Source organism: Streptomyces sp. NBRC 109706 (genome assembly GCF_000974485.1).
Taxonomy (GTDB): domain Bacteria; phylum Actinomycetota; class Actinomycetes; order Streptomycetales; family Streptomycetaceae; genus Streptomyces.
The window spans coordinates 46,630-69,944 of record NZ_BBOM01000009.1 but is presented as its reverse complement, the minus strand read 5'-3'; the positions used below and the strand labels follow the sequence as shown (position 1 = coordinate 69,944).

Here is a 23,315-nt window from a genome sequence, read left to right as displayed (position 1 = left end):
GCGAGCGGCGTGCTAACGGTGGGAAACGGGCCGGCATCCGGCGAACTCCTCGACCAGATCGGCGACTCGCTCGACCTGCTCGTCGGTGAGGCCCGGGTGGAGCGGCAGCGAGAGGATCCGCGCGCAGGCGCGTTCGGCCTGCGGCCAGCGCGCCCCGGGCGGCGCATAGCGGGCGAACGCGGCATGCCGGGGCAGCGGGCGCGGATAGTAGACATGGGTGGCCACGCCCCGCACCTGGAGGTACTGCGACAGGGCATCCCGGTCGTCGGCGAGCACCGTATAGACATAGGCGCAGCGCCCCTCGTCGCCCCCGGGCGGCACCAGGATGCCGCGCCCGGCGAGCGGCGCCAGCCGCTCCGTATAGCGGTCGGCGATGGCGGCGCGGCGCGCCAACCGGTCGGCCAGGCCGGGCAGTCGGTGCAGCTGGAAACGGGCCTGGAGCTCGTCGAACCTGCTGTTCCAGCCGACCGTCCGATGCACGAACCGCTCGCCGGGACGCTGCCCGTGGTTGCGGAACAGCCGCAGCCGCTCGGCGAGTCGGGGGTCGTCGGTGAGCAGGGCGCCGCCCTCGCCCGGCATCCCGAAGGACTTCACCTGGACGAAGGAGAAGATCCCGATCTCCCCCCACCGGCCGGCGGGCCGGCCCCGGAGCACGGCGCCCTGGGCGACCGCCGAATCCTCCACCAGGCGCAGCCCGTACCGTTTCGCCAGATCGACGAAGCGCGGCATATCGGCCATGGTGGCGAACAGATGCGCCGGCAGCACCGCGCGGGTGCGGCCGGTGACGCGGGCCTCCGCATCCGCCGGATCCATGGTCAGCGTCCCCGGGTTGACATCCGCGAAGACCGGGACGGCGCCCAGCGACACCACGGCGGCGGCCAGCGGGGCGCAGCCGAGCGCGGGCACCAGCACCTCGTCCCCGACGCCGACGCCCACGGCGGCCAGCGCCATGGTGAGCGCGCCGGTGCCGCTGCCGCAGAGCACCACCTCCTCGGCGCCCGAGACGGCGGCCAGTTCGCGTTCCAGCCGAGCGGTGAACTCGCCCAGGATGAACCGCTGTTCGGGCGCGGTGCCGATCTCGTACACCAGGCGCAGCGCGGTCTCGCGGTCCGCCTCGAAGAGGCTGGGCGAGAAGAACGGGATGGACGGCTCGGTCATCGCCGACCCTCCTGGTAGCAGGCGGCGATCCGGTCGCAGACCAACTCCAGCTGCCCCTCGGTGAGATCCGGATAGAGCGGCAGCGCCACGGCGCGTTCGCTGGCCGCCTCGGCCACCGGGAACCGGCCGCGTCGATAGCCGAACTCCGCGAAACAGGGCTGGAGATGCAGCGGCACCGGATAGTACGTCTCGGTGCCGATGCCCTCGTAGCCCAGCCGGGCGACCAGCTCGTCGCGGCGTTCCACCTCCACCAGATAGACATAGAAAACGCCCCGGGAATCGACGCCGGTGGGAAAGGGCCGGGGCAGCCGGCGCACTTCGGGAATGGCGCTCAGGCGTTCCGTGTAGGCGGCGGCGAGTTCGGCGCGGCGGCGGATGGCGGCGTCGAGTTCGGGGAGTTTCGCCCGGAGCACCGCCGCCTGGAAGTCGTCCATCTTGCTGTTGACGCCGGGCAGTACCGTCTCCTGGGAGATTCCGGGAAAGTGCGCCAGGGTGCGCCCGAACCGGCCGTGGTGGCGCAACGCGGCCACCGTCTCGGCCACCAGGGGATCATGGGTGAGCACGGCGCCGGCGTCGCCGATGGCGCCCAGCGTCTTGCTGGGGAAGAACGAGAGCACCCCGCCCCTGCCGTGCAACCCGGCGTGGGTGCCGTTCTGCCACATGCCGATGGCCTCGGCGCTGTCCTCCACCACGGTCAGCCCGTGCGTGGCGGCGATCCCGCCGATTGCGGCCATGTCGGCCTGCTGGTGGAAGAGATGCGTGGGCAGCACGAAGCGGCTGTCCCCGGTGATCTCCGCGCGCAGCGCCGCCGGGTCCATGGCATAGCTGACGGGGTCGATGTCCACGAACCTGGGGCGCCCGCCGGCGAGCACCACGCTGGAGGCGGTGGCGACGAACGAGTAGGCGGGGACGAGCACTTCGTCCCCCGGGCGCAGCCCGCAGGCGCGCAGCAGCAGCACCAGCGCGTCGGTGCCGCTGTTCACCCCGACGACGAACTCCGCGCCGGTGTAGTCGGCCAACTCCCTTTCCAGCGCGGCGACCTGGGCGCCATGGGAGAACTTGCCGTCGTCGAAGACCTCATGCAGCCGGGCGGCCGTCCTGGGCCACTGCCGTTCGAACGAGACGGCCTGGGAGAAGAACGGAACGCCTTCCCGTAACGCCTGCTCGGAATTCCGAAAAGCCAAGGGGAGACCGCCAAGGGTGAGAGAAATAACGGGGATTGGGCTCAACCTATAGCGAGCGTTCCAGCGCGCGTGCCGCACCCATGGCGATTCACACTTTAAGGTATCAGCTGTTCGAATTACTTGACACTCTCCGGATTCGGCTGTGACAGTCGCCCGGACATGTGATCACCGGAGCTCATCTCGCCCGGCTGAAGCGGGTGTTGCCCTGTGAAAGGAACGACGTTGACCTCACCACGCCGTATCGGCGTCGCCGGTCTCGGCCCCACCGCCCGCCGCAGTCTGGCGGCCGTGCAGGAACTGCCCCAGTGGGAGCTGGTCGCCGTCTGCGACCCGGGCCCGCCCACCGGTTCGCTGCCCCGGCATGTCGCCCAACACACCGACCACCGGGCGATGTTGGCCGGGGCCGGCCTCGAAGCGCTGGTGGTGGCCGGCCCCGCCCACACCCACGCCGACCTCTGTCGGGCCGCGCTGCTGGCCGGCGTCCCCGTCCTGGTGGAGCAGCCGCTGGCGCTGAACCCCACCCAGGGACGGGAGTTGGCCGCGCTCGCGCAGGCCCGCGACCTCCCCCTGTTCACCGCCTTCCAGCGCCGCTACAACGACCGGGTGCGCGCACTGCTGCGCCGGCTGCCCGTCGAGGTGCCGGTGCGGTCCGTCGTGGTGCGCGATCTGGAGCGGATCGAGGAGCGGTCAGGCGACGACACCTGGCCTTGGGATCCGGCGCGCCGTGGCGGTGGCTGTGTGGCGGACGCCGGGCCGCACGCCTTCGATCTGGTCCGCCAACTCCTGGGCCAGGTAAGGGTGGTGGACGCCCGGATGGTCAGGGACGGCCGGGGTGTGGACCGGCGGGCCACCGTCTGGCTGAGCGCGGCCATGGGCGCCGAGGCGCGGGTGGAGCTGGACTGGTCCCATCCGGGGGAGACCAGGGACGTCTCCGTTCTGCTGGCCGACGGCACCGAGCTCCATGCCGACATACTGGCCGACCAACAGGGCCCCGGGGCCTCGCCGCAGCACGAGTACCGGGGCCTGCTCGCGGAGTTCGCCGAGGTGGTGGCGGCCGGCCGCCCGGCCCACCGGGACGGTCTCGGCGCCCTTGAGCTGGTCGCCGACACCTATGCCCTGGAGCGCGCCGAGCGCTTCCACCACCCCGACCTGCGCGCCGCGGCGAGCTGACCGGTCCCCGGGGAACCGGCGGGCATGAGGGCGGGGCGGCGGCCGAAGTGGCCGTCGCCCCGCCGGGGTTGGGGACCCGCTCAGCCGAGCAGTTCCACGTCCAGCTGACCGAAGTGGTAGCGACGGACCGCGTCGAGCAGCTCCTCCTGGGACAGCTCACCGTCGCCGTCGGAGTCCACCTGCTGGAACGCGTCCTTGGCGGACGTGGTGTCCAGGCCGAGCGCGGTCAGCCAGGACTGGAACTCGTCGGCGTTGATCCGGCCGTCGTCGTTCTTGTCGCACAGACCGACGAGACCGCTGACCACCGGGCCGAGGGCGCGGTTGAACGCGGCCTCGCCCTGGTTGTAGATCAGGTCACCGGCGGCCTGCTGGAACTCCTCGCGGGAGAGCGAGGAGGCGGAGCCGGCGGTCGCCGAGGCGAGGTAGTCGAACAGCCCGTGGAACGCGTCCCGCAGGGCCGCCACCTCGGGAGCGTCGGACGACTTGCCGAAGGAGCGAGCGATCCGCGCGGCCTCCTGCTCGAAGTCCTCGCGCTCCAGCAGACCGTTGCGGTCGAAGTCCCACTTGTCGAAGCGCTTGCTCAGCCGGGTGTCAACAACCGGGTTGGTCATGGCTCATCTCCTTGATGTGCTTGATGCGTTGGTGTTGTCGGGCATGCGCGGTACTGACCACGGCGCGCGTGGCGCGCGCGTCGCGGCGTGGTGCGGATGGTGCGGGTGGTGCGCGGCCGGGCCAGGAGACCCGCGCCGTCCTGGGGGTGTCGCGCGCGACGGCGCGCACCCGTGCCAGGGCTGAGGGGCCGGACGGGCTCAGGGAGCGCATCCGGGATGGGGGAACGGGGCGCGGTGCCGGACGGTCAGAGCAGCGTCACGCGCGCGCCGGCCGTCTTGCCCCTGGTGTCCAGCAACGCGCAGGGCGCGTGGACGAGTTGATGGGCCGGATAGGCGGAGTGGTCCTGGAGCAGAATCGCCAGGTCGGCCCTGGCGAGCCCTTCGGTCAGCTCCCGCTCCCGGGGCACGGGCACCCCGTCGGAGGCGAACTCCGCGACCAGGGGATCGTGATAGGCCACCTCGGCGCCCGCCCCCCGCAGTATCCGTGCGACGGGGAAGGCGGGCGACTCCCGGACGTCGGCCACATCGGGTTTGTAGGAGACGCCGAGCAGCAGCACCCGGGACCCGGCGAGCGAACGTCCGGCCCGGCGCAGCACGTCGGCCGCCCGCTCCACCACCCGCTCCGGCATCGCGGATATCACCCGGCGCGCGGCGGCCAGCAGTTGGAAGGTGAAGCCGTCCTCCGCCGCCCTGGCGTCGAGATAGTGCGGATCGATCGGCACACAGTGCCCGCCGACCCCGGGGCCCGGCTGGAACGCCGCGTATCCGAACGGTTTGGTGCCGGCGCAGTGCAGCACGTCCCAGACGTCGATCCCGGCCTTCTCGCAGTAGCGGGCCACCTCGTTCACCAACGCGATATTCACATACCGGTAGGTGTTCTCCAGCAGCTTCGCCATTTCCGCTTCCCTGGTGCCGGCGGACAACACCAGGCGGTCGACGAGGCGTTGGTAAAAGGCGGTGGTGTGTTTCAGGCAGAGCGGGGTGAAACCACTCACGATTTTGGGGGTGTTGTGAAGACGGTAGACCGCGTTCCCCGGATCGATGCGCTCGGGGGAGTAGCCGAGATGGAAATCCTCGCCCGCGCGCAGCCCGCTCTCCTTTTCCAGGATTTCCCGCAGCAGCGTGTCGGTGGTGCCGGGATGGCTCGTCGATTCCAGCACCACCAGGGTGCCGGGCCGCAGCCGGGCGCCGACGGTGTGGCCGGCGGCCCGCAGGGCGGAGAGGTCGGGCCGCCCTTCGCGGTCGAGACCGGTGGGCACACAGATGACGATCGTGTCGCAGCGGCCGAGCGCCGAACCGTCGAGCGTGGCCGAGAAGCCCCGCTCGCGCATGGCGGCCACGGCCTCCGGCGGCACGTCCCCGACATGGGAGCGCCCCGCGTTGAGGCCCGCCACCACCTCGGGGGAGATGTCATAGCCGACGGTCCCGATGCCGACCTCGCAGGCCCGCCTGGCCAGCGGCAGCCCCACATAGCCGAGGCCCACCACGGCGAGGGTCTCCCTGGTCACCCGCTGCCCTTCCTCTCCGTCGAACTCCGTCGGATTCCGTCGAACTCTGTTGAACGCGTCGGTCGATCAGGCGGAGAAGCTGCCGCTGCCGGGGGCCACATGCGAGCCATAGCCGGGCTGGACGGTCAGACTCGGGGTGAGGCAGAACGGATCGCCGTAGATCCTCACCGGCGAGTCCGAATTGTTGATCAGCACATGCGCGTCCAGCGGAAGCTTGTGGCAGCCCTCCGGGCTCTCGTATGTGGTGACGGGCGAGAGTTCGGTGCCGAAAACGGAGACATCGCCGGTGGCGGCATGGGCGGAAGGCGTGAAAACGGCCGCGGAGAGACAAACGGCACCGGCAACCGAAAACAAAGTCGAACGCACAGATCAGCTCCTGATGAGGAATGAACGGCTAACGCGATTATTTCTGATCCGGGATGGCGTTCTCGACGATCCGGGGGAAATGGGCCCGCACGGGCGACGGACGGCACGGGTGTACTACAAACGCGTTCCGCTTCCTCCTCTTCTCCCGTGCCGTACAAGGGAGTTGACCGTCCGCCAGGCTTCCGCGCCATGGGTGTCCCCGGCCCGGCCCGCCGGCGCGCAATGACCCCGTTTCGTCACGGTGTGGGCCGTGAATGTGTGCCGGGCCGCCGGGATTGCTAGCCTGCCCCCGAGCGAACAGGTGCACGACACGGGGGACAACATGAGCCATATGCAGGGCTATCCGGGGCCGGCCGGCGCACCCGGGCCACAACAGCAGGACCAGGGCCGGCGCCTCGGCATTCTGGCGCTGGTGGTCGTGCTGATGGTGGGCCTCTCCTTCGGACTGGCCAAGGCCACCGGCGCTGACGTCAGGGACCAGGGGGGCGCCCCCGGAGGCCAGATGCCCGACATGGGCGGGTTCGACGACTACGGCGATCTCGGGGGCTTCGAGGACGCCGGCGGCAGTGGCCTGGGCGAGATCGACGGGCTGCCCGACCCGGGGGACCTGGGCGATCCGGACGATCTGGGCCTCGACACCTCGGGTGGCGGCGATCTCGGCGGCTCGGGCGGCAGCGGCGGCAGCGGCGGCGGGGTCCAGGACAATCCGACACCCGATCCGACCGACCCCACCATGGAGCTCTACCAGGCGGTCAGCGCCGGCAGCTGCCTGGCGAACTGGATGGTCTCCGAGACCGACTGGGCCAGCACCAACCCGGAGATGGTCGACTGCTCGGCGGACAACGCCGGCGTCTGGGTCTCCCAGACCAGCGGATCGGTCGGCGACTGCCCGGTCGACGCCGGGCGTTCCTACCTCTCCTACAGCTTCAACGGCGAAACCGTGGCGCTCTGCGTCACTCGGCAGTTCGCCATCGGCCAGTGCTTCCTGGGGATGTCGGACGGCAGCGGCAACCTGATGAGCTGGATCGACTGCCAGGGCGGCACGGTGCCGTCGCCCTACAGCCAGAAGTTCAACGTGATCGCGGTCTACCAGGCCCCGTCCAACCCGACCGGCAACGAGTGCTCATCGGACGCGGGCAACCAGCAGTACTACTGGTGGACGTTGGACGACGACTCGACGCTGCTCTGCGCCGTTCCCTACAGCGGTTGAGCGGGACGGGACCGGCGAGCACGGACGCGCCGTCGGCACAGGATCGGCCGTCGGCACAGGATCAATGGGGGAAAGCATGAGTCAGCCCTGGCAACAACCACAACCACCGGGACCGCCCGGCCAGCCCTCGGGCCCCGGCTACGGCTATCCCCAGCAACCCCAGCCGCCACAGCCCGGCTACGGCTATCCGCAGCAGCCGCAGGCGCCGCAGCCCGGATACGGCTACCCGCAGGGCCCGCCGGGACCCGGGATGCCGGGCCCGCCGTTCCCGCCGCCCCCCGCGCGGCGGGGCAACGCGGGCGCGGCCGCCGCCCTGGTCATCGGCCTCACGGTGGCGCTGTTCTTCGTCTACGGGTTGGTCACCGGGATGGTGGTGGACCTGGAGGCGTTGATCACCGAGGCCATGGAGAACGGTGACACCGAGATCGGCGTCGCCCAACTCACCTGGCTGGCCCCGCTGATGGGCGCCCTGATCGGCCTCCCGGCGGCGAAGCTGGCGCCGGGCCGGGTGGGCATCTACTGGCTCGCCGCCGTCGGCGCCCTGGTGGCCATGCTGCTCGGCGAGACCTTCGCCTCGGCGGTGCTGGCCGAGGAGGCGGTGGACGGCGCCAAGGGTGCCTTCGAGTTCTTCTTCGAGGACTTCTCCGACATGTTCGAAGGCTGGACGGAGAACAGCAACGGCTTCACCTGGCCGCTGCTGGCCCTGGCCCCGGCCACCGCCGCCTTCACCGGCTACTTCGTCGGCGGCACCAACAAGCCGCAGCCCCCGCCGGGGGCCTGGGGCTAGATCCTCAGCTGATCGTGACGGCGCCGAGCGGAAACTGCTTGGCGCCGTCGACGTGTCCGGCGCCGCTGATCCTGATCCTGAGCCCGGGCAGATCGCTCAGCGGCCGCAGGTCCACCGGCAGCTTGCGATGGCAGATGATCGTCAGCCCAGTGAGCCCGGGGAGGACATCGCGCACCGCCCGCAGTTCGAGGGGCCGCTCCATGACCAGCATCAGCCGGGTGACCTGCGGCAGTCGCGGCAGTGCTGCGAGCAGACCGAGGGCGGCGCTACCGGTCAGCCGAAGCTGACGGAGCTCCGGCAGCGCGGCCAGCTCGTCGGCCCCGTCGACCGACGTCCCCAGGTCGACAAGCCCGAGCGCGGGCCAGCGGCCGATCCCGGCCAGCGAGAAGCCCGGCCGGATGCCGTCGCCGAGGCTCAGCTCCGCCAGACGGGCGCCGATCGGAAGGTCACCCAGCTCCGCCACCGGCAGCGGGGTGTTGAGCGACAACTCCCGCAGGGCGGTCAACCGGGCGAGCCCGCCGAACGAGAGCCGCCGGCAGGCGGAAAGCCTCAGCGAGTCCAGCGGACAGTCGGCCAGCGGGCTCAGATCCTCGACCTCGGGACAGCTGGCGAGCCTGAGCGAGGTCAGCCGGGGCAGCCCGCTCACCCAGCCCAACGTGCGCAGTGCGCGGTTGTGCCAGATGTCGAGTTGGGCCAGCCGGTCGCCGCGCAGCGACGCGCTCAGCGCCGAGGCGGAGAAGTCGCCCCGCAGGGTGATGCGGGAGACCTGCGGCAGTTGGCCCAGCTGGGCCAACTGCTCGTCCGTCGAAACCTGCAGAAAGCGAAGGTCCGGCAGCTGGGCCAGCACCTCCCTGGCATAGTCCCCCGGGTGGAACTGGTCCCAGGCGGACTGGAGTTCGCTGTGCACCAGCTGTCGCCGGGTGCCCCGGAAGCGTTTCATCAGCGGCAGCGCCGCGTCGCCGCCGATCAGTCCGGCGGCCGTCACCACCGCCTGCGCCTCCTGGTGCTTCAACCCCTCGGGGCCCGGGAGGAGGTCCAGGATCAACGGCCCCACCTCGGCCAACTTCCGTGCCTGCTCCCGGTCCCGTGGCGGCAGCAACTGGGCCGTCCGCCGCTCGACCGTCTCGCGGACCGTCGGGGAGACCTCCTCGGCGTGGGTGAGACACGCCGCGGCCAGCAGATGGAGCCGGTTGCGGTGGTCCGGCTCCTCGACGCCCCGCTCGATCAGGCCGAGCAGCAGCGTCGCGCACTCGTCGGGACGGGCCTGGGCCACCGCCATCCGCAGCACGTCCTCCCACTGCGGATCGTGGGCATGGCCGATCAGCAGCGGCAGATCCATGCTCTGTAGCGCGGCCCGCGCACCCAGATAGTCCTGGAAGGTGCGGTGCACGAAGTCGATCGCATCGGTGGCGGGCGCCCGCAACAGGCCGCTGCGGGCCAGCAGATGGTGGAGGATCTGCTCGGCCGACCCCTGCTTGGCGACCTTGCGCATCGCCGGCAGTGCATCGGCGATCAGCGCGCGGGCGACCGAACGGCTCATCTCCGTCTGGCCGTTGATGATCAGCCAGTACGCCAGCCGCTGCAGCAGCTTGAGGCTGGCGTCCCGGCTGAGCACCACCCCTTCGGGCGCCTGGATATCGCGTTCGTCGTCCCGCCTCACCAGCAGCATTGAGAGCGCCGCCTCGTACAACTCCATGCGGCTGTCCGGGAGATGGCCACGACGGTCCCGGTGCAACGCGCACAGCAGCGCGGAGAGCAGCGGGGTGGCGGCGAGCCGGGCGAAGTCCCGGTGGGCGCGCAGTGTGTCGGTCAACTGGTCGCGCAACTCGATGAGATGGGCCCGTTCGTCCGGGTCGTCGGTGCCCGCGACGGCGGCGGCATGCCAGCGGGCGACAAAGACCGTGATGTCCCGGACGCTCATCGGACGCACCGTCAGCTGCGCCAGCCCCGCGTCCGTCAGCCAGCCCTCGGGGACGGCCGACGGACGGCTGGTGACCGCGACCGCGGCCTCCGGGTAGGCGGCCAGCAGATCCCGCAGCCACTGCTCGGTCTCCGCGCGGCGCTCCTGCGGCACCTCGTCCAGCCCGTCGATCAGCAGCAACGCCCGTCCGTCGAACAGCAGTCGGTGGGCCCAGCCGGCGGGCTGGCTCTCGGCCAGCGAGCAGCCGACCGACGCCAGGAACTCGCCGGGGGCGGGCAGCGGCCCGCGGCGGACCAGGGTCCGCAGCGGCAACAGGAACGGCACCCGGCCCCGCAGTTGGCGCAGCTCGTCCGGCAGCCCGTCGCGAGCCGCCGACACGGTCAGCCACTGCAACAGCGTGGTCTTGCCGCTGCCCGCCAACCCCCTTACCAGCACCCGGTGATGGCCGGCCAACGCGCGTTCCGCCCGTTCGATCCTGGTCTCGCCTGACGGCCGCAGAATCTGGTCGCCGAACCGCCAGGCCGGCCCCGGCACCGTGAACTCCAGGCTGAGATAGGCCGTGTCCAGCGGCCAGCGAGCCCGACCACGATGGCTCAGATCCAGGCCCACCACCGACAACTGGCCGTGCCTGCGCACCAGATACGTGCGGTAGTCCTCCTCGAACCGCGATCTCGGCCCCCGGGCGACCGGGTCCGGCACCGCCAGACGGCGCAGCTCAAGCAGCGGCGCGGGATCGGTGCGCAGCGCCTTGGCCAGGGAGATCACGGTGGCCTCGGTGGGCGGACGGGCACCGTTGAGCGCGCGGCTCGCCGTGGTGTGGCCGAGCTTGGCGCGCAGCTCAAGCCCCGGCATGGAGAGCCCCCGCTCCACCCGCAGCCGGCGCAGCCGCGCCTTCAACTCCGCCAGGGCCTCTTCCGGCGTCACCGAGCCACCTTTCGCCGCGTCGCCGCGTATGGACCCGTTCATCTTCGTTCAGCGCGCACGCGGGTGTCCGCCGAACAGGCCATCTTCCTTGCAGCGACAGTCCGTTGACCGTCCCGACTCGACCGGAAGAGAGGCCCCCCGATGACCCCGACCCGCACCCTCGCCGTGCTCCTGCTGGCGCTGCTCGTCACCCTGCTGGCCGCGCTGCTGCTCGCCCTGTTGACCGCCGTCGCCACCGCCGTGCTGGCGCGGCTCGACGGCGCGAGCAGGCCGGCCGCCGCGCTCCGCGCCGGGCGGACCTTCGGCGCCACCCTCACCGTGCTCACCACCGTCGCGACGCTGGTCGTGGCGGTGCTCCGCTGAGGCTCAGCGCAGCCGCGCGACCAGGCTGCGCCCGTACACCCGCCGGGTGCGGGCCTCGATCCGGGTACCGCCGGCGACCCGGCGGACCCGGACCCCGTCATCCGTCTCCACCGGCCGCAGCCGGCGCCCGCGCAGGGTGACGGCGATATCGTCCCGTTCCGTCGTCGGATCGGCCACGGCCAGCGAGACGGTGCCGTCCGCCGCCTCCCGCAGCAGCACGGACGCCGCGCCCTCGACGGTCAGCGGCCCGGCGCGGTGGACGCCGGCGCCGAAGGTGTTGACGGCCAGCAGGCCGAGGCCCGCATGCCGAACGGCCTGTATCCGCTCGCTGTTGCGCAGCACCGTCACCGGCCCGCCGGCATAGCCGGCCAGCCGCTCCTCGGTGGCGTTCGGCACCAGCGCGCAGGCCACCGAGCCGGGCGCGTGCGCGCCGGCCGGCCGCCGCGCCACCAGCGAGAACACCTGCTTGGTCACCTCGGTGTCCGGATTGGCGACCCGCACCGCCCGACGGCTGCGGGTGACCGTCTCCAACGAGACATCGGCCCGCGCCCCGTCCAGAAAGGCATAGCCGATCGCGGTGCCCTGCTCGACATTGGCATAGCGCAGCCAGGCGGGCGGCTCCCCGGAACCGGTGAACCAGGCGCGTCCGTCGGCGAGTTGGCCGGTCAGCTCGACCGTGTCGCCCGGTGCGGCGATCCGGCTGTCGAGGGTGGTGGTCACCGCCCGCCCCGCCCCGTCCCGCACCCCGGCGGCCAGCAGCACGATCTCCTCGTCGAACATGAACCAGGAGCGGATCGCCTCGGCATTGCGGTAGGCGACAAAGTCCGCCGGGAGCAGGCCCTCCCGCAGCGCCTGGTACGCCGCGTCGTCCGACTGCGCCATGGCGACCGCGCCATAGCCGTCGAGACTGGCCCCGCCAGAATGGGAACGGGTGCCGCGCGGAAAGTAGACATAGGTGTTCTGCGCCTCGGATGAGGAGGTGAAGCCCTCATCCGGGTTGTCGTACCAGAGCTCCCCGTACAGCTCCGGCACCGTCTTCCGGGACTCCACCGGCGCGGTGACCCCCGCCAGCCGGTAGGGCGAGACGGTGGTGAAGTAGTCGACGCCGAACACCTCCGTCTGGTCCTGCCCCGACAGATAGAGGTAGTGCGCCCCGTCGCCCTGGAACCACGGCATCAGATTCTCGCCGCTCATGTACTCGTACTTGCTGATCCGCCCCGAACTCCGGGCCAGCGCGAAGGCATAGCCCGGGCGCCGGTGGACCGTGCGGTCCATCGCGTTGAACGCCACGTTCCGCTCGGCCGGCCCCAGATCGTCGGCCGGCCCCGAGGCGTCCGCCAGGATGTCGGCGAACCGGGCGACGCTCACCGGCGAGACAAAACCCACCGGATCGAGCGCCACCGGTGAGGTCTCCCGCAGATGCCGGACATAGCCGCGCAGCTCCGCCGCCTCCGCCTCGTCCTCCACCGCCGCCGACAGATCGACGGCGGCCTCGACCACCGCGGCCGTCGCCGCATAGCCGCTGGTGGTGCGGGACACCGCCCGCCCCCTGACCAGCTCCATCAACCAGCCCTCGAAGATCAGCGGCGCGAACCCGTTCACCATCCAGCCACGCACCACGCCGACCAGCGCCTCCCGCGCCCCGTACCCGGTGCCGTCCAGGATCTTGAACGACTGGGTGACCCTGGCCAGCAGCGAGGTGCCGTAGGAGCCGGTGTAGGCGACGGAGGCGTGCTGGAGAAAGGAGCCGTCCGCGTAGAAGCCGTCGGTGACACCGTGCCGCAGCGCATAGGGGTCGATCGGATCGAAGACCGTGCCCAGATCCGTGACGGCCTTGACGATCCGCGCCTCGTCACCGAGCACCGCGCCCTGCAGGACCCGGTTGACGGTGATATCGGCGAGATTGGCGCCGGTGTGGAACCGCGAGTCGAGATCGACATCGCCATCCTTGCCGTTCCGCAGATAGGCGTCCATCGAACCCACATAGGTGGCCGTCAACTCAGGTGCGTACGAGGCCAGTTGATCCCGCAGCAGCACCAGGGTGCGGCTCACGGAAGTGGGCACGCCGATCTCCCAGTTGAACCAGTTGCCGTAGTAACCGGCGTCCTGGTCACCGAAGTACCGCTCGTGCAGCCAACCGAGCGCGTCGATCACCCGCCGCTGCACCGTCACATTGTCGCGGAGGTCGGATGCCGCCTCGCCCGGCACGCGGGTGGCCAACGCGATCTCGTAGAGATGCAGATAGCTGGCGTGCAGCTGGGCGTCGCTGCTGCCCAACGGCAGCCCGGCGAACAGCTCGTCCGGCCCGGCCGTCTCCAACGCGGCCAGCCAGGTGCGCGCGGTCGTCTCGATCGCGGTCAGCTTCCCGGCGACCTCGGGCCGCGCGTTGGACTCCGGGGTACCGGCGAAGGTCGCCACCGTGTTGTCGATCAGCCGCGCGAACCCCTCCCCGGGAGCGGCACCCGAACGGGCCGGGGCAGAACCCGAGTTGGCGAGGGCGGAGACGACGGGAACGGCGGGAACGAGCGACAGCAGAGCACGACGGGAGAGCGGCACGGGACACTCCAACGGCTGGTGGGACGTCCGTGGCATCCAACCAAGCGGATGGCCAACTGTCACTAGAGCGCGGAGCGGGTCCCCTGGTCCGTCTCCGTCTCCGTCTCCGTCTCCGTCCCCGTGTCCTTGTCCTCGTTCGCGACCTTCGGCTCGACCAGCCGGGAGAGATCGCATCGCCAGCCGGTGATCGACTCGTCGTCCGCGCCCACCAGCAGTCCGTCGAAGGTCAGGGCGAGCGCGGCCACCCGGTGGTGGGGGCGGAACGTCAGCGCGCCGTCCCCCGGCAGGCCAAGCAGCTCGACCAGCCCGTTCGCCCAGGACACCGCCAGCACCACGCCGACCGAGGTGTGGGCGGCGACCAACGCCATCGGCACCGCGGCCCGGCTCACCAGCGGCACACCCGACGGCGCCTCGGGCGGACCCCACAACACCACCCGCCCGTCGGCCACCGCGCCGACCACCAGCACCCGCCCGTTCCCCAGCCGCAGACAGTCCACGGCCGTCACCGGCACCTCGGCGAACCGCACCGACGCCTGCCGGACACCCCCCTCGTACACCGTGACCTGGCCCGACTCATGGCCACACACCAGCAGCCGCCCCGCCGCGTCGCCACCCAGGCAACTGACCGGGCTCCGCTCCGCGTTGAGCACATCGAACGGCGCCGGCGTCGGGGCGTCACCGCCGGGACCGACCAGCCGCACCGTTCCCGCGTCGCTCAACGCCGCCCAGGCGCCGTCGCCGAGGGGGGCCAACGCGACGACGGGCGCACGCAGCTCGTTGACCACCCGCCCGGCCGGGACGCCGGTGGCCACATCCAGCTGCCGCAGCTGCCCCAACGGATCGGCCGCCACCAGCCCGGACGACGCCGCGTCAAAGGCAAGCGCCCGCACCGCCCCCGGCCAACGTTCCCCCCTGGCCGGCCCACTGGCCACGGTGACCCGCCGCCGCAGCCGGGACCAACGGGCCCTGAACGGATGGCCGTCGGCCGCCGGAGCGAGCAGCCCGGCCAGCCTCGGCACCCGCGCCAACGCCCCGGCGTGCAGGATCGCCGCCCGCTCGGCGAGCCCGTCGCCCGCCCAGCCGAGCACGGGCCCGACCGCACGCCACACCGCGGGCAAAGCGCGCGGAGCCGGCAGCCCGGGCCGGTCCAGCAGGCCGGCGATGTCCGAGACCGAACCATGAACGAGGAATCCGGGATCGCTCAACAGCAGCGCCGCCTCCTCCTCGGCGGTGGCATGGCCGGCGATATGGTCCCGCACATAGCGGGGTGCCTCCGCCCATTCGGCGATGCCCTGTGGATTCCTCGGCACCAGCGAGAGCAGCGCGTCAAAGACCTCCGACTCCGTTGGGAGCGGCGCGAGTTCGGCCAGCGCCGGCAGCGGCAGCTCGAACGGGCCCTCGCCCAGGGCCTCGTCCGCCGCGATGGCGGTGTCCTCCGGACGCAACGCGGTATGCACCGCACGCCAGGTGTCGGGACCGACACGACCCCGCAGCCGCGCCAGCGTGCCCAACGCCCGCTGCTCCGCCGGGCTTTGGCGCTGCCACCAGACCTCGCACAGGGCCCGGGCCGGATCCTCGCTCGCCGGCGGCCCTGCCGGCAGCCGGGCGGCGAGCCGCCCCAGCACCGGATGCGGATAGGGAACGTCGGCCGGCACGACCGGCGGACCGCCCGGGCCCAGACCGCCGTACCACTCCGCGTATGCGTCCCGGTCGGTGAACCGGGGATCGTCCAGATCGATCACGGTGGCCTCGACACCGAACTCGCTGGCCGCCACCGGCCCCACCTCGGCGACGACCCGCACCCACGGCTGGCGCAGCAGCGGCTCCAACAGCTCGGGCACCAGCCGAAAACCGCTCAGCCGCCCGCCGGGCGCGGCCCGGTGCAGATCCGCGAACCCGATCAACAACGGCCGCCGATCCCCGGCGGCGATGGCCAGCAGCTCGGGCAACGTCCGTGCGTCCCAGTCCAGTTGACGCGCCAGCTCCCAGAGCACCGCCACCGGCGTCAACCCGGCCGCCGGGACCACCGCATTGACCCGCGTGGCGGCATCGCCCCCACCGTGAGCGGCGAACCAGGCCAACAGATGACTCTTCCCGGCACCACGCGCGCCGCCGATCAGACAGAGCCCCGGCGACTCCGCCCCCCGGGCCCACTCCACCAACACCCGCCCGGCGACCCCCCGCCCGGCCCCCAACGGGGGCCAATTATCGCCGGCTTCGGGCGCTAACGCGGACTCTGACGGCGCGGACATGGGGCAACTCCTTCGCTTCGGGCCGGCGGGGAACCTGGTGGCGCGGACTCAGAAGTCCATCAAATGGAACAGAACTCATTCGCGCCAGCCCTTCTCCGGCAGGGCACTGGCCGTCGGGTCCACGGCCTCGACCTTCTTGGCCAACTTGATGACCTTCTTCCTCAGAGAGCCAGCCGGGAGTTGAGAACAACGACCTCTCCCTCCCGAAAAGAGGAACAACTCATCCGAAGGCAGCCCCACCTCGGCGAGGACCCGCCGACACCCCGGATGGACGACCACCGGGTTGAGCCGGTCCGGAGGGATGGTGATGACGTGGGCGCGGGAGACGGCGGAAGTCATGGCTCAGAAGTCGGTCAGGGTATCCAGTACCCAGTGGCGCCAGGTGCTTTCGGTGACGGCGCTCGCCGCCGGGTCCAGCGTTTCGAACTCGTCGGCCAACGCGTTGGCGATCGGCGTGCGAACGGTGTAGTGGGTGGGGCCCACGAGGATGTCCCAGCGGCTGTGGACCGAGAGCAGACATTGTGCGAAGAGGTCCAGACGGCTGTTGAGGATCAGGGCCTCTGACTCTCCTTCCGGCAGAAGCCAGACGATTCCGGTGGCGCCGTCCAGGAACGTTCCGTGGGCCTGGCAGTAGCCGAGGCCGACCCAGTGGTCGGCTGTCACGGGCCGTGCCTCCAAATCCCCGAACCAGGGATAGAAATCACGGGCGTTGGGCAGTCCCGAGTCCAGGTACTCCAACGGCTCGTAGATGTACCCGTCCGCCGCTGGGAGCCCCACCTCGGCTAGAAAGCGGCGGCTGTCCGGGTGGACAACCGCCGGGTTGAGCCGGTCCGGGGGGATGGTGGTGACGTGGTCGGCACCGAAGGTCGTTTCCAGGTCCGCACGGGACACTGCGAAAGTCATGACTCTCCCTGCTGTTGGGCGGCCGAGTGGCGGAGCAGGGCGAGGAAGCCGGCTTCGCGTTCTTCGGCGGTGTCGCCGTAGTCGAAGGAGTGGGTGAAGCGTGCTTCGGGGAAGGTGGTGGCGAGCCAGAGTGCGCAGTAGTGGCCGGGAAGGAAGCAGGCTTCCAACTCGGTGTAGACCTGTTTGATCTGCTCGGGTCGGGTGCCGGATTCCGCGAGTTCTTCCCAGAGGCGTTCTTCGGGGTGGAGGCAGAGGGCGCCTGAGCTGGTGGCGATCTGTTTGTCGCCTTGGGCGTCGATGATTTCGAATGACGCGTAGCCGGGGTGGGTCATGGTGTGTCGTATGTCCTGGAGGACGGTCAACCACCAGGAATCGGGGGTTTCCATTGGCTCCAGGTCGGCTACGGCGATGCGTCGTGCCAGGGCGCGGATCAGCTCGGCTCGTTCGGGTACGGACGGGGTGGCGGCGAGGGAGGAGAGTCCTTCGTCCAGTGCGAGCAGGGACTCAAGGAACGCGGTGAGTGATGCGTTGATCTGCAGGCCGGGTTCGTCGATTCCGATGAACTCCGCTCGCACCGTTCCGCTTGTGTCAAGGCAGAGTTGTGCCCCTCGGTCCGTGCCGATGCGAATCCAGGAGGTCTGCTTGGCGTCCATCGACTGTGCGTAGGCGCCGAGTTGGGTGGGGGCGTCATCGTCGGGTGCGATGAAGTAGGGGCCCACCTGTCGGGGGACGCCACACTCGGCCAACAGGGCGGCGTCCGCCGCCGGCAGCGCATCCTCCGGGACGACGATCCGCCGCAGACCCACAAGGCCGAACCGCAACTCCAACCGCCGCCGCAAGTCCGCTGACTCGCCACTCCCATCACTCATACGACTCATGCTAACGCCTTCCATCATCGCCGCCCCGAACGCCCGAACAAGCTGTCCTGGTACGCGGTATCGGCGAACAACCCGTCCACGTATGCGCTGTGCGCCGTGTTCCCTCTTGCACGGCTTGCGGCGTCGCCGTATTCGAAGCTTCCGGAGACGGGAAGGTCCCCGCCAAAATAATGGGCGAGCCAGGTGGCACAGTTTCGGCCGCCGTTTGGTATGCCGCATGGATCTCGCTCCGTGTACACCTCGGTGACATCTCCGGTGAGGCGGTCCCGGGCTGCGAGGAAGGGACTTCCAGCGGCCTGTTCCGAATGGACATTTCCTCTTCGAACGCTACTGCCGACGAGAATAAAATCTCCGTCGTCCCCCTGATAACGGAACGCCGCGTAGTTGTCGCCCCCTCGGTTCTCGTCAGCCAGACGCGCACGCTGAGTCGCGCGGGAGAGCTCGGTGCTGCCAGGCGCGACGCGCTCCGAGTTCACCACGCCGTTTCTCCTGTCCCTTGGACCAGGGAGGAGGTTCTGCCCGCTCCGGTGCGGGGTCGCTCGCCCGTCCGGGCCCAGGAGGTTGCGGATGCCGGAGTTGTCGGAGGCGCTGACTTCCCGGGTGGAGCCGTCCGGCATCAACCGGCGTACGTTGCCGTCGTTGTCGACCTGGTAGGTCGGGACCCGGTCGGTGATGCGGCGTTCCGACTCGTCGAAGCGGTCGGCCGCCGTGCGGACCCGTTCCGAGATGCGGCGGTGGGCCCGCTCCATGCCCTGTGGGACTTTGCGGGCGATGTCGTCGAGAATGTTCCTTACCGGTTCGGCGATGCGCCGACCTAAGCCCGCCACCCTCAGCCCCCGGTGGCGAAGGTCAGTCCCGACACCCGGGAGGCGAACTGTTCGCCGGAGGTGAGGTTTCCGTCGGCCTGGCCCAGGATCGTGCCTCCCAGGGCCCGCATCTCGTCGGTTCTCAGTTGCAGTGTCGGCAGTGGTTCACCGGCCGCGATGTCGGCGGCCTCCTCGTATGCGAGTCGTTCCACTGCCGTGAGTATCTGGTCCTGCACCGGGCCTATCACGCCGTCCACCAGGGCGCCGATCGCCTCTTCCTCGAAGCGTTGCACTATCTCGTTCATCAGCCGTCGCTGTAACTGCTGGGTCGCGACGGCGGTGCCGGAGGCCAGTCCGAAGGTGGCCGCGGAGGCGGCCAGCGCGGCGGTCATCTGACCGGCGGCTATGCCGAGTTGGGTGATGCAGCGGCCCTTCATGACCTCGACGGCTATGGCGGCGGCGTCGAGGCCGTCGGCTAATATCTGGCAGCCGTCGATGAGGGCCCGCATGTGGCTGGACGACTGCTGGCCCCAGAGCTCGGCGAGCGCGCCATAGGACTGGGCCTGGTACACCTGCTCAAGGTCGTTGCCGACGACGCCCGTTGTCGCGTCGAGGGAGTCCTCGCACTCCTGGGCGTAGGAGCGCAGCCCGTCGGCCGCCTCGCGGAGTTCGTCCTCGTCTATGTCGGGCCAGTTGAAGCCGAGCCAGTCCACGACCTCAGCGAGCCAGCCGGGCAGATTGATCGACATTCGCAACCCTCCAAGTGCGCCATTTCAACCCCAACCAGCGTGGCACAGAGTGCAGATGATGTTACGTCAGCGAAATTTGTCAGTAGTCCGCCAGGTCGGACAGGCCCCAGTAGCGCCAGGTGGTCTCAGGAGAGTTGATGGCCGCCGGGTCCAACGCTGCAAAAGTAGCGGCCAGTTCGTCGACGATCGTCGTTCGGAGGTCGATGTCGGTGGGCCCCGCCAGGACGTCCCAGCGGCGCCGTACGGAGCACAGGCAGCGCGCGAAGAGATCGAGACGGGTGTTGAGAACATATGCCTCCGACTCGCCGTCGGGTAGCAGCCAGACGATTCCGGTGGCGCCGTCCAGAAAGATGCGGTGGGCCTGGCAGAAGCCGAGGCCGACCCAGTGCTCGACGGTCTTGGGCGGCACCTCCAGATAGCCGAACCCCGGGTCGAAATCGACGGCGTTCGGCAGGCCGGAGGTCAGGCACTCCAGTGGCGCGTAGAGGAATCGGTCCGCTGTCGGGAGCCCCACCTCCGCGAGAAAGCGGCGGCTGTCCGGGTGGGTGACCGCCGGGTTGAGCCGGTCCGGTGGGATGGTGGTGACGTGGGCGGCGCCGAAGGCCGCTTCCAGGTCGCCGTGGGAGACGGCGAAGGCCAATGGTTCTCCTTGAGCGAGTGGGCAACTACCTTCAGTATCGGCAGTTCCGGTCGACCGGTGTGCGATTCGGACGGCTCGGGCCTACTGGCCCACTCGTCCGTCGATGCGTTCGCGCAGCAGGTCGGCGTGCCCACAGTGGCGTGCGTACTCTTCGACGCGGTGGACCCACAGCTCCCGGACGGCTCCGGGGGCGGTGCCGTGGTGGACGACGCGCGCGCCCGGGTCCGGGTGTTCGGCCAACGCGGCGTCCGTCGCGGCCTGTTCGCGGGCCAGGTCGGCGAAGGCGCTCTCCACCAGCTCCGGTTCCGCGAGGGCTCCGTCGAAGTCGCTGTCCCTGCCCCCGTACAGCCGGGGCGCCGGGTCGTCCGGCAGGATCCAGTTGCGCCAGTCCCGTTCCACCTCGGCGAGATGGCGGACCAGTCCCAGCAGGGACATGGTCGACGGGGGTACCGATCGGCGGGCCAGTTGTTCGGGGGTAAGCCCCTCGCATTTCATCCGGAGCGTGTGGCGGTAGTCCCTCAGGAACTCCTGGAGCGTCGCCAACTCGCCGTCCGGGGCGGCTCCGTCGCTGTTGCGCGGGTCCTTGTCGGGATCCACCCACATGTCGGGGTAGACGGTTGCCTGGGTCCAGCGTTCGGGTGTGTCGGTCACCGTGTGGATGATGCGGAGCGCCGGCCCGAGCGGCAACTGGTTATCCGCCCCCGCCGTCAGCCCGCCGCCTTCTTGACGAGCGCGGTGATGCGCTGTTCGTCGGCGGGGGTCAGCTCCCGCAGGGCGTAGGCGACCGGCCACATGGTGCCGTCGTCGAGTGCCGCCAGATCGCTGAAGCCGAGGGTGGCATAGCGGGTGTTGAACTTCTTGGCGTCCTGGAAGTGGCAGACCACCTTGCCGTCTCTGGCGTAGGCCGGCATCCCGTACCAGAGCTTGGCCTTGAGGCCGGGGGCCGCGGTGCTGACGATGGCGTGGACGCGTTCGGCGAGGGCCCGGTCCGCCTCCGGCATCTCGGCGATCTTCGCGAGTACGTCCCGTTCCGCCGCTGCCTCCTTCTCCGCCCGGGACGAACCGCGTCGCGCCGCCGTCTTCTTCTGTTCCCGCGCGTGCTCCTTCATCGCGGCCCGCTCCTCGGCGGTGAATCCCTCGTACAGCTCGGAGGTCGTGCCGGACTTCTCGGTGGACGGCTTCCTGGTCGGCATGGCGGTTTCCTCTCGGCGGGGAGTGGGTCGGGCGAGCGAGGTGCTTGCCATGGAGATCACGTTAGGACTGATTCGTGACCACGGCTTCTCGATTCCTGATCGGTTCCCTGATCCCGTTCCCGACCGGTCGGTGACCGGCCTTGGAGCGGCAGGTGACCTGCCCCGACGCCCCCCGGCTGTCCGTCTTCCGGCAGGTCAGGGCTGGGACGGCGTCGGTTGCGCCGCGTTGCGGAAGAGGTCGACGAGGGCGTGTGGCGCGCGGTCGCCGAGGCAGATGTCGAGCATGTCGCGCGCGTCCGCGTAGTACGCGGCGCCGCGCGGGAACAGCGCCTCCTCGTAGGCGGTGAGCGCCGCCTCGGTGTCGCCGGGGTGGGCCACGATGGCCTTGGCGAGTTCGGCGCCGTCGAACATCGCCAGGTTCGCGCCGTCGCCGGACGGCGGCATCAGGTGGGCGGCGTCGCCGATGAGGGTGGCGCCCGGTACCCGGTCCCAACGGTGTCCGTCCGGGAGGGTGTGGATCCGGCGCGCGACCGGGGCGGTCTCGCCCTCGGTGGTCAGCGCGGTGAGAGGTGCGGCCCACCCGTCGAACTCGGCCGCGATCCGCCTGGTCAGGGAGGTGGCGTCGGCGTTGAACCAGTCGGCGGGGCGGTTCAGTTCGACATAGGTGTGCAGGACGCTCCCCGCCTCACGGTGTGCGACGATCCCCTTCCCCGGGGTGAGCGCGTACATGGCGCCCTCGCCGACCGCCCTGGCCGTCGCCGGGTGTCGCGCGTCGACGTCATGGAGATAGGTCTCGACGAATGTGGTGCCGACATAGCCGGGCCTGGCGTCCGACAGCAGCGGCCTGACCCGTGACCAAGCGCCGTCGGCGCCGACGAGGAGGCCGGTGGTCGTGGTCGAGCCGTCGGCGAAGCTCAGCCGGTGCCGGCCGTCGCCGACGGGGTGGACATCGGTGATCTTGTGCCCCCAGCGGACCGTTCCCTCGGGGAGTGAGTCGAGCAGGACGCGTCGCAGGTCGCCGCGGAGCACCTCGGGGCGGGTGGCCCTGCCGTCGTCGGGGACGTGGAGCAGCGGCGCGCCGTCCGGGGCGAGGACGCGCACCGCCTCGGCGCCCTGGTGGATGATCGCGCGGAACTGGTCGGTGAGGCCGGCGTCGGCGAGGGCGCGCTGACCGTCCTCCGGGTGGATGTCGAGCTGGCCGCCCTGGGCGCGGGACGCGGCCGACGGATCGGCCTCGTAGACCGTCGCGGGGATGCCGTGGACATGCAGGACGCGGGCGAGGGTGAGGCCGCCCAGGCCGGCGCCGATGATCGCGATGGGGGTGGTGGTCATGGTGGTTCTCCTTCGGTCGACGGAAGAATGGAACGTTGTTCCACCCGCTCCAGCTTGGAACGGCGTTCCAGTCATGTCAAACTTCTGTCCATGGCGACCAGGTCGCAGCGAGCCGAACGGGAACGGGCCGAGCGCCGCACGGACGCGCTCTCCAAGCGGCGGATCGTCGATGCCGCGATCGGGATTCTGGACACCGAGGGTGAACGCGCCCTCACCTTCCGTGCGCTCGCCGCTCGTCTGGCCACGGGGAGCGGCGCGATCTACTGGCATGTCGCCAACAAGGACGATCTGCTCGCGGCGGCGACCAATGACGTCATCGCCCGGGTGGTGACGGACGTGGGCGAGGACGCGGAGCCGCGCGAGGCGATCCGGGCCATCGCGCTGGGGGTGTTCGACGCGATCGACGCCCACCCCTGGGTGGGGGCCCAGCTCTCCCGGGTGCCGTGGCTGGCCGCGATGCCCCAGATCTTCGAGGGCATCGGCGGCCAGCTGCAGGCGCTCGGCGTTCCCGAACGGGCGTGGTTCGACTCCGTTTCCGCGCTGGTGAACTACACCCTCGGGGTCGCCGGGCAGAATGCCGCGAACGCCCGTCGGTTCGCCCACGGGACCGATCGAGGTGCCCTCCTCGGTGCCGTGGCCGAGGAGTGGCGGCGGCTCGACCCGGCGCGGTACCCGTTTGTGCACCGGGTGGCGGCGCGGCTGCCCGAGCATGACGACCGGGAGCAGTTCCTCGCCGGCGTCGACCTCATCCTGGCCGGCATCGTCGCGGCCCCGCCCGGAGGCGTCACTCCGCCCGGCTAGGAG

At 70.7% G+C, this 23,315-nt stretch carries 21 protein-coding genes; 5 read left to right on the top strand and 16 right to left on the bottom strand.

Annotated elements, in window-relative coordinates; genetic code table 11:
• Positions 1-12: 12 nt before the first annotated feature.
• Complete coding sequence (locus AOM46_RS19900) at positions 13-1,158, bottom strand: DegT/DnrJ/EryC1/StrS aminotransferase family protein (protein ID WP_062213925.1); 1,146 nt, start codon at positions 1,156-1,158, stop codon at positions 13-15.
• Positions 1,155-2,342, bottom strand: a complete 1,188-nt coding sequence (locus tag AOM46_RS19895; RefSeq protein WP_062213923.1) for a DegT/DnrJ/EryC1/StrS aminotransferase family protein — start codon at positions 2,340-2,342, stop codon at positions 1,155-1,157. Before AOM46_RS19895 ends, AOM46_RS19900 begins: the two co-directional genes overlap by 4 nt.
• A 222-nt stretch (positions 2,343-2,564) precedes the next feature.
• Here AOM46_RS19895 and AOM46_RS19890 point away from each other — a divergent pair, with 222 nt between their 5' ends.
• Positions 2,565-3,512, top strand: coding sequence for a Gfo/Idh/MocA family protein (locus tag AOM46_RS19890; RefSeq protein ID WP_062213921.1), 948 nt, complete (start codon positions 2,565-2,567; stop codon positions 3,510-3,512).
• A gap of 80 nt (positions 3,513-3,592) precedes the next feature.
• Here AOM46_RS19890 and AOM46_RS19885 read toward each other — a convergent pair whose 3' ends face one another.
• From AOM46_RS19885 to AOM46_RS19875, 3 genes are all read right to left on the bottom strand, one after another.
• Positions 3,593-4,123 carry an EF-hand domain-containing protein gene (locus tag AOM46_RS19885; protein ID WP_062213919.1) on the bottom strand — a complete coding sequence of 177 codons (531 nt, stop codon included), beginning with the start codon at positions 4,121-4,123 and terminating at the stop codon, positions 3,593-3,595.
• 245 nt (positions 4,124-4,368) lie between these two features.
• A complete protein-coding gene (locus AOM46_RS19880) occupies positions 4,369-5,631 on the bottom strand; it encodes a nucleotide sugar dehydrogenase (protein ID WP_062213916.1) in 1,263 nt (420 codons plus the stop codon).
• 66 nt (positions 5,632-5,697) lie between these two features.
• The gene (locus AOM46_RS19875; RefSeq protein ID WP_062213914.1) at positions 5,698-5,997 is read right to left on the bottom strand and encodes a hypothetical protein; all 300 of its coding nucleotides are present in this window, start codon (positions 5,995-5,997) and stop codon (positions 5,698-5,700) included.
• Between the two features lie 322 nt (positions 5,998-6,319).
• On the opposite strand from AOM46_RS19875, the gene AOM46_RS19870 reads away from it, so the two are divergent.
• Positions 6,320-7,207 (top strand): hypothetical protein, encoded by an 888-nt coding sequence (locus tag AOM46_RS19870; protein WP_158920515.1) that lies wholly within the window; start codon positions 6,320-6,322, stop codon positions 7,205-7,207.
• Between the two features lie 76 nt (positions 7,208-7,283).
• Positions 7,284-7,994, top strand: coding sequence for a hypothetical protein (locus AOM46_RS19865; protein ID WP_067226405.1), 711 nt, complete (start codon positions 7,284-7,286; stop codon positions 7,992-7,994).
• Between the two features lie 4 nt (positions 7,995-7,998).
• Here the strand turns inward: AOM46_RS19865 and AOM46_RS19860 are convergent, their stop codons facing one another.
• Positions 7,999-10,839: an NACHT domain-containing NTPase gene (locus AOM46_RS19860; RefSeq protein ID WP_234313874.1), complete on the bottom strand. Its 2,841-nt coding sequence runs from the start codon at positions 10,837-10,839 to the stop codon at positions 7,999-8,001.
• Between the two features lie 141 nt (positions 10,840-10,980).
• On the opposite strand from AOM46_RS19860, the gene AOM46_RS19855 reads away from it, so the two are divergent.
• Complete coding sequence (locus AOM46_RS19855; RefSeq protein ID WP_062213906.1) at positions 10,981-11,202, top strand: hypothetical protein; 222 nt, start codon at positions 10,981-10,983, stop codon at positions 11,200-11,202.
• 3 nt (positions 11,203-11,205) lie between these two features.
• Here the strand turns inward: AOM46_RS19855 and AOM46_RS19850 are convergent, their stop codons facing one another.
• The 10 genes from AOM46_RS19850 to AOM46_RS19805 form a co-directional block, all read right to left on the bottom strand.
• Positions 11,206-13,758 (bottom strand): polysaccharide lyase family 8 super-sandwich domain-containing protein, encoded by a 2,553-nt coding sequence (locus AOM46_RS19850; RefSeq protein ID WP_062213904.1) that lies wholly within the window; start codon positions 13,756-13,758, stop codon positions 11,206-11,208.
• Between the two features lie 62 nt (positions 13,759-13,820).
• Positions 13,821-16,010, bottom strand: a complete 2,190-nt coding sequence (locus AOM46_RS19845) for a WD40 repeat domain-containing protein (RefSeq protein WP_158920513.1) — start codon at positions 16,008-16,010, stop codon at positions 13,821-13,823.
• A gap of 342 nt (positions 16,011-16,352) precedes the next feature.
• Positions 16,353-16,913 carry an SUKH-4 family immunity protein gene (locus AOM46_RS19835; protein WP_078857015.1) on the bottom strand — a complete coding sequence of 187 codons (561 nt, stop codon included), beginning with the start codon at positions 16,911-16,913 and terminating at the stop codon, positions 16,353-16,355.
• Complete coding sequence (locus tag AOM46_RS19830) at positions 16,910-17,782, bottom strand: nucleic acid/nucleotide deaminase domain-containing protein (protein WP_158920511.1); 873 nt, start codon at positions 17,780-17,782, stop codon at positions 16,910-16,912. The genes AOM46_RS19835 and AOM46_RS19830 overlap by 4 nt, the downstream gene beginning before the upstream one ends.
• A gap of 23 nt (positions 17,783-17,805) precedes the next feature.
• A complete protein-coding gene (locus tag AOM46_RS32325; protein ID WP_078857013.1) occupies positions 17,806-18,618 on the bottom strand; it encodes a nucleic acid/nucleotide deaminase domain-containing protein in 813 nt (270 codons plus the stop codon).
• A 2-nt stretch (positions 18,619-18,620) separates the two neighbouring features.
• A complete protein-coding gene (locus AOM46_RS19825; protein WP_062213893.1) occupies positions 18,621-19,346 on the bottom strand; it encodes a hypothetical protein in 726 nt (241 codons plus the stop codon).
• Between the two features lie 79 nt (positions 19,347-19,425).
• Entirely contained in the window at positions 19,426-19,986 is a 561-nt protein-coding gene (locus AOM46_RS19820; protein ID WP_062213891.1) for an SUKH-4 family immunity protein, read from the bottom strand.
• An 81-nt stretch (positions 19,987-20,067) separates the two neighbouring features.
• Complete coding sequence (locus tag AOM46_RS19815; RefSeq protein WP_199824026.1) at positions 20,068-20,637, bottom strand: DinB family protein; 570 nt, start codon at positions 20,635-20,637, stop codon at positions 20,068-20,070.
• Between the two features lie 56 nt (positions 20,638-20,693).
• On the bottom strand, positions 20,694-21,179 hold the full coding sequence (locus tag AOM46_RS19810) for an iron chaperone (protein ID WP_062213889.1): 486 nt from the start codon (positions 21,177-21,179) through the stop codon (positions 20,694-20,696).
• A gap of 195 nt (positions 21,180-21,374) precedes the next feature.
• Complete coding sequence (locus AOM46_RS19805; RefSeq protein WP_062213887.1) at positions 21,375-22,511, bottom strand: NAD(P)/FAD-dependent oxidoreductase; 1,137 nt, start codon at positions 22,509-22,511, stop codon at positions 21,375-21,377.
• A gap of 90 nt (positions 22,512-22,601) precedes the next feature.
• Between AOM46_RS19805 and AOM46_RS19800 the strand changes: the two genes are divergently transcribed.
• Positions 22,602-23,312 (top strand): TetR/AcrR family transcriptional regulator, encoded by a 711-nt coding sequence (locus AOM46_RS19800; protein WP_062214359.1) that lies wholly within the window; start codon positions 22,602-22,604, stop codon positions 23,310-23,312.
• Positions 23,313-23,315 lie beyond the last annotated feature (3 nt).